The following is a 13,111-nucleotide window of genomic DNA, read 5'->3' as shown; positions in this document are numbered from 1 at the left end:
AGCGGCCTCGCCTCTGACAGATTCACTTCACCTGCGCGGCGTATACTCGCGGTAATGTTCCGAGTACCCAAAGTTCTAGACAAACTCTTTGACAATAACCAGCGCGACGTGAACACCATCTTGAAAACGGTCGTTCAGCCAGTCAATGCGCTGGAAGAAGAAATGAAGGCCACCGAAGACCTCGCCGGGGCATTCATGGAGCTGCGGCGGCGCGTGCAAGAAGGCGGCGAGACGCTGGACGACGTGATCGTTCCGGCCTTCGCGCTGATCCGCGAGGCGGGGAGCCGCTCTATCGGCAAACGCCACTACGACGTGCAGTTGATCGGCGGCACGGCACTGCACCAGGGCCGCATTGCGGAGATGCGTACCGGTGAGGGCAAGACGCTGGTGGCGACGCTGGCACTGGCCCTCAACGCGCTGGAAGGCAAAGGTTGTCACCTCGTGACGGTGAACGACTATCTGGCGAAGGTAGGCATGGAAGAAATGAGCCTGCTGTACCGCACCCTGGGCCTGACCGTGGGACTGGTCACGCGCGACATGCAGCCCAACCAGCGCCAGGCCGCTTACCGCGCCGACATCACCTACATCACCAACTCCGAACTGGGCTTCGATTATCTGCGCGACAACATGGCCCAGAGCAAGGAATCGCTGGTGCTGCGCGCCGATCACCCACTGCACTACGCCATCGTGGACGAGGTGGACTCCATCCTGATCGACGAGGCCCGTACGCCACTGATCATCTCGGGCGCCGCCGAGAAAGCCACCGACCAGTATTACGTCATGAGCAAGCTGATCCGCCGCTTGCAAAAAGGCGAACCCGCCGAGCCTGGTGTGCGTGAAGATCCCACTGGCGACTACACCATCGAGGAAAAGGGCAAGCAGGTTCACCTGACCGAAGGCGGCATCGACAAGATCGAGCGGCTGCTGGGCATGGATAACCTCTATAGCCCCGACAATATGGACAAGGCCCACATGATCCAGCAGGCCATCCGCGCCCGCGAGCTGTACCACCGTGAAAAGGACTACATCGTCAACGCCGAGGGTGAAGTGATCATTATCGACGAGTTCACGGGCCGCTCCATGCCGGGCCGGCGCTACGGCGAGGGTCTGCACCAGGCGATCGAGGCCAAAGAAGGCGTCAAGATCGAGAACGAGAACCAGACGCTGGCCACCGTGACCTACCAGAACTTCTTCCGGCTGTACGACAAATTTGCGGGCATGACCGGCACCGCCAAGACCGAGGAAAAGGAGTTCCTGGACATCTACGGCTCGGACGTACTGGTGATTCCGACCAACCGCCCTATTCAGCGTCAGGACCAAAACGATCTGGTGTACCGCACCCGTGGCGGCAAATATGACGCCGTGGTACGTGAGGTGCAGGAAATTCATGCCACGGGCCGCCCGATCCTGATCGGGACCGCCAGCATCAACACCTCCGAGGAGATGAGTGCCAAGCTGAAAGAGGCCGGCATCCAACACGCCGTGCTGAACGCCAAGTTTGAGGCGCAGGAGGCCAGCATCATCGCGCAGGCGGGCCGCAGCGGCACTGTGACTATCGCCACCAACATGGCCGGGCGCGGCACCGACATCATGCTGGGCGGCAACGACGAGTTCATGATTGGCGAGGCGCTGGAGCAGAACTTTGGGGTGAGCCGCTACGCGCCGGAAGCCGAGGCCCTGATCAAGGCCGTCAGCCGGGGGAGCGATCAGGTGTATGACCTGGGCGCACAGATCGCGGGCGTGACCCGTGGATTCGTGGAGCAGGCGGTGGCGCTGCACAACGATACCCTGGCTGACCGTCAGCGGGTCAAGGAACTGGGTGGTCTGCACATCATCGGCACCGAGCGCCACGAGTCGCGCCGGATCGACAACCAGTTGCGTGGACGCGCCGGACGTCAGGGTGACCCCGGCTCCAGCCGCTTCTATCTGTCTTTTGATGATGATCTGATGCGTCTGTTTGCCAACGAGCGCATCACGGCCATGATGGACCGGGTGGGCTTTGATGACTCCGAGGCTATTGAGGCCAAAATGGTCACCGGCGCGATTGAGAAAGCCCAGGCCCGCGTGGAGGACCGCAACTTCGGTATCCGCAAGCAGTTGCTGGAGTTCGACAACGTGATGAGCAATCAGCGCGAAACCATCTACGCACAGCGCCGCGAAGTGCTGCTGGGCGCCGACGAGGAAGTGGAACTGTCGGTCGAGGGCATGGTGGGCGATTACCTGGAACTGCTGCTGGACCAGTACGCCGCTCCTGAGCAGCCTGCCGAGGAATGGGATCTGGACGGCCTGCGCGCTTCGGTGCTGGACGCCGTGCCGCAGCTGGAGCACTTCGATTTCGAGGCGCTGCGCTCGGCCAACCCCGATGAGCTGGATCAGCTGCTGATCGGTGCCGCCGCCGACGCTCTGGAAGCCCGTAAAGAAGAACTCAGCCCCACCATGATGAACAGCCTGTCGCGTTACGTAATGCTGCAGGTGGTGGACCAGCACTGGAAAGAGCACCTTTACAACATGGACGTGCTGCGCCAAGGCATCGGCCTGCGCGGCTACGGCCAGCGCGACCCCTTTACCGAGTACAAGTTCGAAGCGACCAACATGTTCAACGAGATGATTGAAACCCTCAAGGGCGACGTGACCCAGCAGGTGTTCCGGATGCAGTTCGGGTAATTGCTCATGCGGACGGAGTGAGGAGCGACGGTTGTTCCTGCGGATGTGAGTCTTAAGCACAGAGCCGCCCCATCAAGTGCAGAAAACCAGGACGAAGGCCAGTGTTTCTTGGGCCTTCGTCCTGGTTTTCTGCGACCCTCTGTCCTATCTCAATTCCGGCAGCTCCAACAGGGCGTCCAGCGCTGCGTAGGCGTCGGGACGGGCCAGCAGCATCACCTCGTCGCCTCGCAGCAATCTGACGCTACGGCGGGGAAGCAGTACCTCGCCGTCACGCACCAGACCCACGACTTCCACACTGGGCGGTAGGGCCAATCGCCCGATGGCCACTCCACCCCAGGTACTGGGGACAGCGCGGCGGTAAATCTGCCGCTCGCCGTTTTCGCTGCCCTGATCACGGCGGGCCTCGGCTTCGGCCAGCACCAGGGCGGCGGCGTCGGCCTCAGCGGCGCGGCGGGAACGGGAAGCCACCTGTGCAGGCAGGAGACCCACCTCGCCGCTGAGCAGGTGGGCCAGCCCGGCGGCCAGCAGCGCAGCAGGCAGCACCGCGTCACCACCCCAGGCCACCGCCAGCAAGGTGGCCGCCACTGGAGTGTTATGGGTAACGGTCAAAAAGGCAGCGGCACCCAGCAGCGTGCCCAGTGCCGGGTCGCCGCCCAGCAATCCACCCAGGCCTGCCCCCAGCAAGCCGCCTAGGGCCAGACTGGGCAGCACGCCCGCCCCAAACGCCAGCCCTGCCCCCAGCGCCAGCAGCAGCCAGCGCCAGCCGGCGGTTTCCAGCGCGCCTGCGGCGTCCAGCATTCCGTTCAGGCCCAGGGCCATCCAGCCTGAACCGTCACCCAGCACCTGGGGTCCAACCAGCAATACCAGCACGGCGCTCAGCGCACCGAAGCCGGCGCCGGCTGCCAGTCGTTCGGTCGAAAAGCGTGGCTGGGGCAAGATGTCGCTCAGGCGCAGGACCAGCCACGCCAGAGCGGTAGCGACCAGCGTGATCAGCAGACCCGGAAGCAGGTCGCCCATCCCCAGACCGTCCATGACCGGGGGTTGGAAAAGTGGCCGGAATCCGAACACCGTTCCGTAGACCGCGTAGGCCGTAATGGCCGCCAGTACACAGGACATCAGCACTTCGTACTCGAATTCAAAGCGGCGGTACAGGACTTCGGCCACCAGTACGGCGGCGGCCAGCGGGGCGTGGAGTACGGCGCCTAAGGCTGCGGCTGTAGTCGCCAGAACCAGGGTGCGGTGTTCGCCGGCACTCAGGCGGGTGAGCAGTCCCAGCAGCCGCGTACCCAGGCGGCCCAGCGCGGCAAAGGCGGCGTCGCGGCCCACCAGCAGCCCGCCCGCCGAAGCCAGCGCGGCGGCGCTGAGGGTCTGCACTTCACTGTCCAGCGCCCAGCGCTCATCGGCGTCGCTGCGTTTACCCAGGCCAACCCGCACCATCTGATTCAGGGCCTCACCGTCACGGGGCATCAGCCAGACATACAGGGCTCCCAGCGCGGGCAAGAGCAGGAGCCCCAGCGCCTGCGGTGTCCCAAAGCTCATCATCAGTCCGCCTTCACCGGGTGTACCGGGTGGGGCGTAACCTGTAACGGCGCTGGCCGCCGAGGTCAGCACCCCCAGACCCAGCCGCAGCAGCGTTGCGAGCAGGCCAATCAGCACTCCGCCCAGCACGCTGAGCAGCACCAGCCTTGCACTCTGCCAGCGGCGCAGCAGGTTTTGACGGCTGAGTGGGGCAAAACTGGGCGGACGCACCTGCCTATGCTAAACCATCGGCCTGTTATCTCGGCTCCGGCGTTGGTCAGGTTCAGGGTCTACCGCCTCCCAGATAGGGTATGCTCTGGCGCAGATGTCTAGCGCTCCCACGCCACCGCCACCATCCCAGGATCCCCCAACCAGGGGCGCTCCTACGGGTTTGCGGAGCCGATGGTCACGGCTGGGACGGCGCATGAGTCGGGTGCCGCTGATGCTGATGACCACCTGTTTGCTCTGCGCTGTCGGAGCGGTGCAGACGGCAGTTCACCTGGGCACTGGGGTCTACAGATCCATGACTTGGACTGAGCAGACCCGCGAAGCTGAGGCCGAGAATGACCGCCTGCGAAACGACATTCAGATTCTCAAAGATGCCAAGGTCCAACTGAACTCCCCGCAGTACCTGGAGCAACTGGCCCGCTGCTGGGGCTATGTGGGCCGTGACGAAGCCGTACTGGTGGCCGAGTATGACCCGGAAAATGTCGGGGCCAACTGCGACGAGTACCGCCTGCCCTGAGGGCCAAGCCGCCTAGGCGGCCAGGAGTATGCTGCTCGCATGTCCCTGATGGTGATGGTCAGTGTGCCTTCCGAAGCGGCTCAGGCCCTGGCGCGTGCGCTGGTGCAGGAACGATTGGCGGCCTGTGTGCAGGCGTTGCCAGTCCAGAGCGTTTATCGCTGGGAAGGTGAAGTGCAGGAAGCCGCCGAAGTCGTATTGCTGATCAAGACGGTCGGCGAGCGCTATACCGATCTGGAACGGCGGGTCTGCGAGTTGCACCCATATGAGGTGCCTGAAATCGTAGCGCTGCCGGTGGACCGGATGCTTCCGGCCTATCAGAGTTGGTTGATGGAGCAGACCAGGCCCTAGCCCTCATCTTATGGGCTTTGAAGTGCCAGCCACTCGTCAGTGCTTCGTGACTGACACAGTGAATATGCAAGTTCCTTGTTCGCCGGATGTCACAAAAAGCCATCGCCCCGGCAATCATTTGCCGGGGCGATACTGTGGCGGGCCCTGAAGGACTTGAACCCTCGACCTACGGTTTTGGAGACCGCCGCTCTACCAACTGAGCTAAGAACCCGCATCTCACCAGGTATTTCTGGAAAGGCTGGAACAGTTTAGCAGCCCACTTGGCTCTGTGCAAGCGTTTGGCAAGCCGCTGAGAACCGGCCATGAGAAGAAGCTGGAAGAAGCTGGAGGTCGGCCGTTTCCCAGCTCAGCAGGGACCTGCAAGATGACGGGCAACTTCAGGTTAAGATGGCCGACAAGGATACAACCCAACTGTCTGCCCTAAACCGAGTGGGGTTCCATCCTGCCCTGCACCCGCCTATGACTCATGAGGAGAAATGCACCGCCTATGACACAAATCACACCGAACCAAGCTGCCCCCGATACCATTGCCGCTACCCGCAACCGCATTCTGGTCACCACCGACGGGAGCGAACTTGGCAACCGCGCCATTGATCATGCCCAGTCGCTGGCCCAGCCCTTGGGCGCTGATCTGGTCATCCTGTATGTGCAGCGTGATGCCAGTGGTCCTATGGAAGAATTCGGTAAGGACCGCGTGACACCTGCAGACATCAGGCGCCGCAAAGAGGAAATGACGGCGGAGCTAAGCCAGCGTTACCCGGAAGCCAAACTACGCTTCGAGCCGCGCCTGGGCCAGAAGGTCGGCAACATCGTGATGCGGGTGCGCGAACAGGAACAGGCCAAGATGATCGTGATGTCGACCCACGGACGCACGGGCCTGCGCCGCGCTGTGCTGGGAAGCGTGGCTGAAGACATCATGCGCCATGTCCGTGTTCCTGTCTTACTGGTCAAGGCGGATCAACCTGTGGTGGAATGGCACGGCTAATCCTTAGTGCTGAGGAAATTAAACGGCCAGCCTACGATGGGCTGGCCGTTTGGTCAGACAGTGCCTTTACAGCACCCCGCCTCCCAGCATCAACCGCAGCGCAGCCAGGCCGATGATCACGGCGTTGAAGGTGGTGGCTCCCCGGTCACGTGCCAGCACGCCGAGCAGCAGTCCCAGCAAGGCTGGGGGCAGGGCCGCAAACCAGTTGACCCAGCCCAGCAACGGCAGAAACCCGGCCAGCAGTCCCAGCAGGGCCAACACACCCAGAACGATAGACATGGTTCTCATGCCAGTCAGTACGTACTTTAGGAGGCCAGGGTTCCCAGGGGAGGAACTAACGCATTCTCAAGTATGGCTGAATCCGTCGCAGTGGGACTGGCCAGGCTTGCTCTGTGGCACGGAAAAACCCACCTCGCTGAGGGTACAGATGTTTATCCCCTAAGCCATCTGGCCTACTGCCCCTGACCGGCCCCCAGGTGTAGCCTGAGCGGTGTGACCCGAACTTCCCGAACCTCTTCTCAGCGCCTGCCGAATGGGGCCAAAGCACGCGCTCCGCTGGTGCTCGCAGCGCTACGTGTGCTGTACCCAGCGGCCCGCACCGAGCTGGAGTTCCGTGATCCCTTTGAGCTGCTGGTGGCGACGGTCCTAAGTGCCCAGGCCACCGACGTCAGCGTGAACGCTGCTACGCCGGCGCTGTTTGAGGCGTATCCGGACGCCGCTGCCATGAGCCGGGCGGAACCTGAAGACATCGAGCCGTATATTCGCCGGATCGGACTTTACCGGGCCAAGGCCAAGAACCTGGCGCTGCTGGCGCGTCAGCTGATGGAGCGGCACGGCGGCGAGGTGCCGGATAACTTTGATGCAGTGGTGGCCCTGGCCGGGGCAGGGCGCAAGACGGCCAACGTGGTCCTGAGCAATGCTTATGGGCGGCCTGCCATCGCAGTGGACACCCATGTGGGGCGGCTTTCGCGGCGGCTGGGCCTCAGTGCCCAGACCAATCCGGACAAGGTCGAAGCCGACCTGATGCGGCTGTTTGACGCTGCTGACTGGATTTTTCTGCACCATGCCCTGATCTTGCATGGGCGGCGGATCTGCCTGGCCCGGCGGCCACTGTGTGGCCAGTGCGTCATGGCCAGTTTCTGCCCCAAGATTGGCGTAGAGGAGGGCTGATGCCATGGACCCGGCCCCGTTTCGGCTACTCGCGGCAAATCTGGCTTTTCCTGGCGGCCAGCTTTTCGTTCGGGCTATCGCAGGCCTTCATCAGTCTGTTTCTGAACTTCTACCTGCGTGAACTGGGTCTGGGGCCGGAGTGGCAGGGCATCGTGAACGCGCTGCCGGCCTTGACCCTGGCGGCTGTCAGCTTGCCGCTGGTCGTGCTGGCCCGCCGGCTCAGCAACGCCCGCGTGATTCAGCTGGGGGCGGGGTTGACCGTGCTGGGGCTGTCGCTGCTGGCTCTGGCGCCCGGAGCGCTGCTGGCGGTGGTCGGGGCACTCCTGCAGGGCATGGGCAGCGCCGCACTGTCGGTGTCAGGCGCGCCGTTCATGGCCAACAACTCAGATGAGCGTACGCGGGTGGGCCTCTTTACCATCCAGAGTGCCCTGATGGTTGGTGCGGGGTTCGTGGGCAATATGCTGGGCGGGCAGTTGCCAGCGCTGTATACCGGCTGGGCGGGGGGCGACCCCGGCGGCTTGGACGCCCTGCGTGCCGCCATGCTGGTCGCGGCAGGCCTGCAACCCAGTGGCAAACCTGCGCAGCCTGGGCGTAGCGGGGCACTGAGCATTCATGACCGCCCCACCATGTTCCGGCTGGTTTTGCCCAGCATGTTTGTGGGACTGGGCGCTGGGGCGACCATTCCATTTCTGAATGTCTATATCGAGGGACGTTTCGGCATCAGTTATGCCAGCTTGGGGGCGCTGTTTGCCTGGACCAGTCTGGCAACGGCGGTGACGGTCCTGATTCAGCCCTGGCTGGTGCGGCGACTGGGCCAACTGGGAGCGGTACTGGCGGTGCAAGCGTCCAGCTTGCCGTTTCTGGTGATGCTGGGCTTTTCGCCATCTTTGTGGATGGTCACGGTTGCCCTGTTTGTGCGCGGCGCACTGATGAACGCCACCGGGCCGGTCTACTCGTCCTATGCCATGTCGGTGCTCCGTCAGGCGGACCGCCCGATGTATTCGGCCGTCAATACGATTGCGTGGAGCGGTTCCTGGGCACTGGCCAGTCTGGCCTCTGGGGCGCTGCGGGCTTCAGGTTGGTTTGACTTTGCGACCAGTTTCAATATCCTCTTCGGCTTCACGCTGCTGATGTATATCGCCAACACTCTGGCCATCTATCTGGGAATCTTCTTGCCGGATCGCCGCGGCGAATTGCAGCCCATCCCTGAGGCGCAAGGGGAGACGTTCTAAGCGTCATTGAACACAGTTCAAGGAGATATTTACGTTCTGGTCAGTATTTTACAGTTGGTCTGGACAGCCCCAGCGGACACATGCACTAGACTCTGGGATATGACCGATGCACCACAGCCCAGTGCCAGCAGTACCGACGCCACACCAACCACCGGGGGCGGGCATCCCCTGGCCCAGCTGTTCGAGGTGCAGGAGCTGGACCGTCAGCTGGATAGCCTGAGCGCCCGTGAGGCTGAGTTGCCTGCAGAACTCGTAGAGCTGCGCCGCGAGATGGATGATCTGAACAACCGCCTGGAAGACACCGAGATGGTGCTGGAGCGCGTCGAATCTCAGACGCGTACCCTGGATCTGGACCTGAAAACCACCCGCGAACAGATTGAGCGGACCCGCACTGAGCAGGAGAAGAATGCCTTTGATGCCCGTGCCCAGACCCAATTTGGGGCGCGGCTGCAACAGCTCAGCGAGCGGGCTGAGGAGATGGAAGAGGACCTGGCCCCCCTGCGTGAGCGCGAAAGTGACCTGCTGACCCAGGCCAAGACCCTGCGTGAGCAGCACCGTGGCCTCCGTCCCCGCCTAGGCGAGCTGGAAGACGCCGATGAGCAGCGGATCTCCGATCTGCGGGCTTCGGGCGCCGATATGCGTGAGCAGCGCACCGCCTTGCTGGGCAGTCTGGACCCCCGCACGGCCAAGGAATACGAAACCATTCGCCGCGCTAAAGGTGGCGTGGGGATCGCGACCCTGACTTCCGGCCGCTGCTCGGCATGTAATGTCAGCCTTCCCGTCAATGTGCAGCAGCGGGTGGCCGCGGCCAAGGTGCCCCCAGTCAAATGCCCTTCCTGTGGGCGTTTTCTGTTGTCTCCCAATGCCTGAGCAAGTCGCCCACCCACGCTGACCCTACACCGCCGCTTTCCCCTCGGAGGATGCTTTTCCCATGTCTCAGTCCCCCCAGTCCAGCAGCTCTCAGTCCGCTCCGTCCGTCCCTAGTGATGGGCAGCGCGAATTTGTCGCACAGCACTTTGATGAAAATGCCCAGCACATCGCCCGGCGTCAGTATCTCCAATCGGGTGACGGCGATCTGAGCGGCATGTTCAGCCGCATTGCCCACTGGGTGGCTGCGGCCGAACCTGAAACTGAGCGTGAACGCTGGGCCAGGGAGTTCTTCGACCTGATGGCGTCCAAGCGCTTTTGCCCCGGCGGGCGCGTGCTGGCCGGAGCCGGGACCCAGCATGGCAATGTGCTGAACTGTTTCGTGCAGGGTGCCACCGAACATGATCCCAGCTCGTTTGCCGGGGTCATGGAAGTGGCGCGCAAACTGGCACTGGTCACCAAAGTGGGCGGTGGCAACGGGGTGAATCTGGACATCTACCGTCCACGCTCCGAGGGACGACAGGGCGGTGGTGTGCGCGGATGGGCCTATATGAGTGCCGCGCACCCGGACGTGCAGGACTTTATTGAAGGTCTGATGCGCCCGCCTACCCAGCCGGACGGTGACAAGGAAGCGGTCGCGGTTCGCAACTGGACCCGCGTGGTGTATGGACAGGCCATTTCCCCTGAGCTGACCCGCCTGGCCCGTCAAAATGGCGTGCAGATCGTCTCGTCGCTGCCTGAGAACGTGCCTGGCGTGCCCGATGACATGGGCGGCATCATTGAGGCGGCCCGTCAGGTGGCCGAAGCGGCTGGTCTGGGCAGTGAACCTCGCCTGGACCTGAGCGACATGCGCCCCGAAGGTGCACCGATCAAAGGATCGGGCGGCACCAGCAGCGGTCCGGTCAGCTTCCTGCTGGAAATCTTCGACAACTTTCTGGAGTGGGCCAACCGGGGTGCCGAGGGCAGTGGGCCAGTCAACACGCTGCGTTATGTGTACGCGCCGGTCCTGCGGGTGGTCAGACAGGGCGGCACCCGGCGCGGCGCGGGGATGGCGACCATTTCCATCGGTCACCCTGACATCCTCGACTTTCTGACCGCCAAGGATCTAGACCGTGAGGGCGCGGAAGGGGACATCAGCACCTTCAACATCTCCATCCTGATCGGGGAGGCCTTCTGGGAGACGCTGCAGCAAGACGCTCCCTGGGCACTGATGCCCCAGGAAGTGCCTGGCAAGTATTATCTGGCCCCGCAAGACGGCGACTATAGCGGCAGCTTGCCGGAGCTGCCACTCCGTGAGGAGGACGGCGCCCAGGGCATTCCGGTGTACCGCAGCGGCGTGCCTGCACGGTGGATCTGGGACCAGATCGCCCAGCACGCCTGGAGCACCGGCGAACCGGGCCTCATCTTCAATGACCGCGTGAACGAGCACAGCGCCTTGAAGAACCTGGGCAAACGCTATGAGATTCGCAGTACCAATCCCTGCGGCGAGATTCCCCTTACCGTCGGTGAGCCCTGTGACCTGGGCGCGATCAACCTGGCCGCCTATGTCAAAGGCAGCGAGTTCGACTTTGAAGGCTTCCGGGCCGATGTGCGGACCAGTGTGCGCTTCTTGGACGATGTGCTGGATGTCAACGTCTTTGCACTGGAAGACAACCGCGAGGCCAGTCAGGACTTGCGCCGTCTGGGCCTGGGCGTGATGGGTCTGGCCGACGCGCTGATCAAGCTGGGCTTGCGCTACGACTCGGAAGCGGGCCGCGAAACGATCTACGACATCATGACCGCGCTGCGGGAAGAGGCCGTGGCCGAAAGTGAGCGTCTGGGCGCTGAGCGCGGCGTGTATCCGGTGTTTGAGCGTCATCAGGAGCAGATTCCACACGGGCCGCGCCGTAACGTGGCGGTGCTGACCGTGGCCCCCACCGGAACCACTTCCATGCTCATGGGCGTGAGCAGCGGTATTGAGCCGGTGTTCAGCCCCTTTATCTGGCGCAAGATCGGCGCCGAGTACCGCGCTCTGCTGCACCCGCTGTTCGTGGAGATGCTGGGCAGCTACCCGCCCGCCGCTGGGATGGACAAGGGCGGCGAGTGGGACTGGGACCGGGTCACCGAGGCCGTCAGCGAGAATCACGGCAGTGTGGTGGGCCTCAGCTTTATTCCAGACGCCCTCCAGCAGGTCTTTGTGTGCGCCCACGACATCTCGCCGCAGGATCATGTGCGGATGCAAGGCGCGGTGCAGCGGGCCTTTGATGATGGTGGTCAGCATGCGGCCAACAGTCTTTCGAAGACCATCAACCTGCCCAACGATGCCACCGTCCAGGATGTGCAGGACGCCTACGCCGAGGCCTACCGCACCGGCTGTAAGGGCATTACCGTGTACCGTGACGGTTCGCGGCAGTTCCAGGTGCTGAGTACCTCCAAGGGCAAGAAAAAAACGGCAGAGCAGGAGGCCAGCGGTGAAGCGAGTGTCAACGTCGCTGCTGAGAGCCGGAGCACCCCGGCGGGCAAGCCTGTGTTTCCCCGCCCTGCCCGCCTGAATGGCGTGACCGATATGGTCAAGCTGACCGACCCCGGCACTGGGCAGCGCCGTTCGTTCCTGGTCACAGTGAACAGCATGAACGGGCACCCTGTAGAAGTCCTGGTCACCTCTGGCCGCGCCGGAGACGAGGCCAACGCTGACAGCGAGGCGCTGGGCCGGGTGGTGAGTATCGCGCTGCAATACGGTGTGCCTGCCGAGGCTCTGGTCAAGACCCTGCGGGGGATCAATGGCGGTCTGTTCGGCTCGTACAATGGCCGTCTGGTCGGGTCCAAGGCCGACCTGATCGCCGTAGCGCTGGAAACCTTCGGCAAGGACCTTAAGAATGTGGCCCCTGCGCCCATGCTCAGTGGCGGCAGTGGCCAGCCGGAGACAGCGCCGGGCAGTGGCGTCAGCACCGACGAACTCGGCAGCCGTGAGCGTTGCCCGATGTGCGGGGAGCGGGCAGTGATCCGCGAAGAAGGCTGCCTGAAGTGCCAGGCGTGTGGCTACAGCAAGTGCGGCTAATGGGATCGGAGAAGCTCCCCCAGCGGCAACTGACGTAAGAGAGACGTTCATTTACGCCTGCTATGCTGGGCAACGTTGGCCCGTGGGTCCTCATACCTGCGGTGCATAAAGCGCCATTGCATACGCCAAGGCTCTGGCCCGCTTCATTTTTATTCTTCGCAAAGAGGTATCTCCATGAACATTGTCCTGACTATTTTTCTGATTCTGTACGCCCTGGTAGCGGTGGGGCTGGTCTTCTTCGTACTGCTGCAAACACCCAAGCAAGCTGGGATGTCGCCGAGCATGGCGTCGGGCGGCGACCTGTTTGGCGGCCAAGGGGTGGAAGGCGGCCTGGTCCGTACCTCGGCCATCCTGGGGGGGCTCTTTATGCTGCTGGCCCTACTGATCAACTACGTTTCGTAACGACTCTACAGATGGACCTCGGCCCCACTTAGCCATGCGCTATGCTGGGGCCGTTAATTTTAATTTATTCTCGGCGGAACCCCCACCGCTGCGGCGCCCGTTCGGTGTGGCGCAGCTGACTTGTTATACCGGCGGTCTGCATA

Annotated in this window: 11 protein-coding genes and 1 tRNA gene; 9 read left to right on the top strand and 3 right to left on the bottom strand. The window is 63.0% G+C overall.

Going from position 1 to position 13,111, the window contains the following annotated elements:
- The first annotated feature begins 54 nt into the window (after positions 1-54).
- Positions 55-2,664: a preprotein translocase subunit SecA gene (gene secA / locus LMT64_RS06245; protein WP_126350954.1), complete on the top strand. Its 2,610-nt coding sequence runs from the start codon at positions 55-57 to the stop codon at positions 2,662-2,664.
- 144 nt (positions 2,665-2,808) lie between these two features.
- On the opposite strand, the gene LMT64_RS06240 is transcribed toward secA, so the two are convergent.
- Positions 2,809-4,413 carry a chloride channel protein gene (locus LMT64_RS06240; protein WP_229253081.1) on the bottom strand — a complete coding sequence of 535 codons (1,605 nt, stop codon included), beginning with the start codon at positions 4,411-4,413 and terminating at the stop codon, positions 2,809-2,811.
- Between the two features lie 193 nt (positions 4,414-4,606).
- On the opposite strand from LMT64_RS06240, the gene LMT64_RS06235 reads away from it, so the two are divergent.
- Positions 4,607-4,927: a cell division protein FtsB gene (locus LMT64_RS06235; RefSeq protein WP_229253080.1), complete on the top strand. Its 321-nt coding sequence runs from the start codon at positions 4,607-4,609 to the stop codon at positions 4,925-4,927.
- Between the two features lie 39 nt (positions 4,928-4,966).
- Positions 4,967-5,275 (top strand): divalent-cation tolerance protein CutA, encoded by a 309-nt coding sequence (cutA, locus tag LMT64_RS06230; RefSeq protein ID WP_126350952.1) that lies wholly within the window; start codon positions 4,967-4,969, stop codon positions 5,273-5,275.
- A 135-nt stretch (positions 5,276-5,410) separates the two neighbouring features.
- On the opposite strand, the gene LMT64_RS06225 is transcribed toward cutA, so the two are convergent.
- A tRNA-Trp gene (locus LMT64_RS06225) sits at positions 5,411-5,486 on the bottom strand.
- 276 nt (positions 5,487-5,762) lie between these two features.
- On the opposite strand from LMT64_RS06225, the gene LMT64_RS06220 reads away from it, so the two are divergent.
- Positions 5,763-6,260, top strand: a complete 498-nt coding sequence (locus LMT64_RS06220; RefSeq protein WP_170165889.1) for a universal stress protein — start codon at positions 5,763-5,765, stop codon at positions 6,258-6,260.
- A 66-nt stretch (positions 6,261-6,326) separates the two neighbouring features.
- On the opposite strand, the gene LMT64_RS06215 is transcribed toward LMT64_RS06220, so the two are convergent.
- On the bottom strand, positions 6,327-6,539 hold the full coding sequence (locus LMT64_RS06215) for a hypothetical protein (RefSeq protein WP_324295855.1): 213 nt from the start codon (positions 6,537-6,539) through the stop codon (positions 6,327-6,329).
- A 213-nt stretch (positions 6,540-6,752) separates the two neighbouring features.
- Here LMT64_RS06215 and nth point away from each other — a divergent pair, with 213 nt between their 5' ends.
- The 5 genes from nth to secG all read left to right on the top strand — a co-directional run bounded on the left by nth (position 6,753) and on the right by secG (position 12,968).
- Positions 6,753-7,430, top strand: a complete 678-nt coding sequence (nth, locus tag LMT64_RS06210; RefSeq protein ID WP_126350949.1) for an endonuclease III — start codon at positions 6,753-6,755, stop codon at positions 7,428-7,430.
- Entirely contained in the window at positions 7,430-8,662 is a 1,233-nt protein-coding gene (locus tag LMT64_RS06205) for an MFS transporter (RefSeq protein ID WP_126350948.1), read from the top strand. Before nth ends, LMT64_RS06205 begins: the two co-directional genes overlap by 1 nt.
- 99 nt (positions 8,663-8,761) lie before the next feature.
- The gene (locus LMT64_RS06200) at positions 8,762-9,532 is read left to right on the top strand and encodes a zinc ribbon domain-containing protein (RefSeq protein WP_126350947.1); all 771 of its coding nucleotides are present in this window, start codon (positions 8,762-8,764) and stop codon (positions 9,530-9,532) included.
- 61 nt (positions 9,533-9,593) lie between these two features.
- Positions 9,594-12,566, top strand: a complete 2,973-nt coding sequence (locus LMT64_RS06195; RefSeq protein ID WP_126350946.1) for an adenosylcobalamin-dependent ribonucleoside-diphosphate reductase — start codon at positions 9,594-9,596, stop codon at positions 12,564-12,566.
- A 180-nt stretch (positions 12,567-12,746) separates the two neighbouring features.
- The gene (gene secG, locus LMT64_RS06190) at positions 12,747-12,968 is read left to right on the top strand and encodes a preprotein translocase subunit SecG (protein ID WP_126351001.1); all 222 of its coding nucleotides are present in this window, start codon (positions 12,747-12,749) and stop codon (positions 12,966-12,968) included.
- The last annotated feature ends 143 nt before the right edge of the window (positions 12,969-13,111 follow it).

This window comes from Deinococcus radiophilus, assembly GCF_020889625.1.
Classification (GTDB): domain Bacteria; phylum Deinococcota; class Deinococci; order Deinococcales; family Deinococcaceae; genus Deinococcus; species Deinococcus radiophilus.
This window is presented reverse-complemented; position numbering and strand designations above follow the sequence as displayed.

Excerpts from the sequence above, each read along its gene's own strand:
- secA (WP_126350954.1), top strand. The coding sequence starts at position 55 with ATGTTCCGAGTACCCAAAGTTCTAGACAAACTCTTTGACAATAACCAG.
- LMT64_RS06235 (WP_229253080.1), top strand. The coding sequence starts at position 4,607 with ATGAGTCGGGTGCCGCTGATGCTGATGACCACCTGTTTGCTCTGCGCT.
- cutA (WP_126350952.1), top strand. The coding sequence starts at position 4,967 with ATGTCCCTGATGGTGATGGTCAGTGTGCCTTCCGAAGCGGCTCAGGCC.
- LMT64_RS06220 (WP_170165889.1), top strand. The coding sequence starts at position 5,763 with ATGACACAAATCACACCGAACCAAGCTGCCCCCGATACCATTGCCGCT.
- LMT64_RS06215 (WP_324295855.1), bottom strand. The coding sequence starts at position 6,539 with ATGTCTATCGTTCTGGGTGTGTTGGCCCTGCTGGGACTGCTGGCCGGG.
- LMT64_RS06205 (WP_126350948.1), top strand. The coding sequence starts at position 7,430 with ATGCCATGGACCCGGCCCCGTTTCGGCTACTCGCGGCAAATCTGGCTT.
- LMT64_RS06200 (WP_126350947.1), top strand. The coding sequence starts at position 8,762 with ATGACCGATGCACCACAGCCCAGTGCCAGCAGTACCGACGCCACACCA.
- LMT64_RS06195 (WP_126350946.1), top strand. The coding sequence starts at position 9,594 with ATGTCTCAGTCCCCCCAGTCCAGCAGCTCTCAGTCCGCTCCGTCCGTC.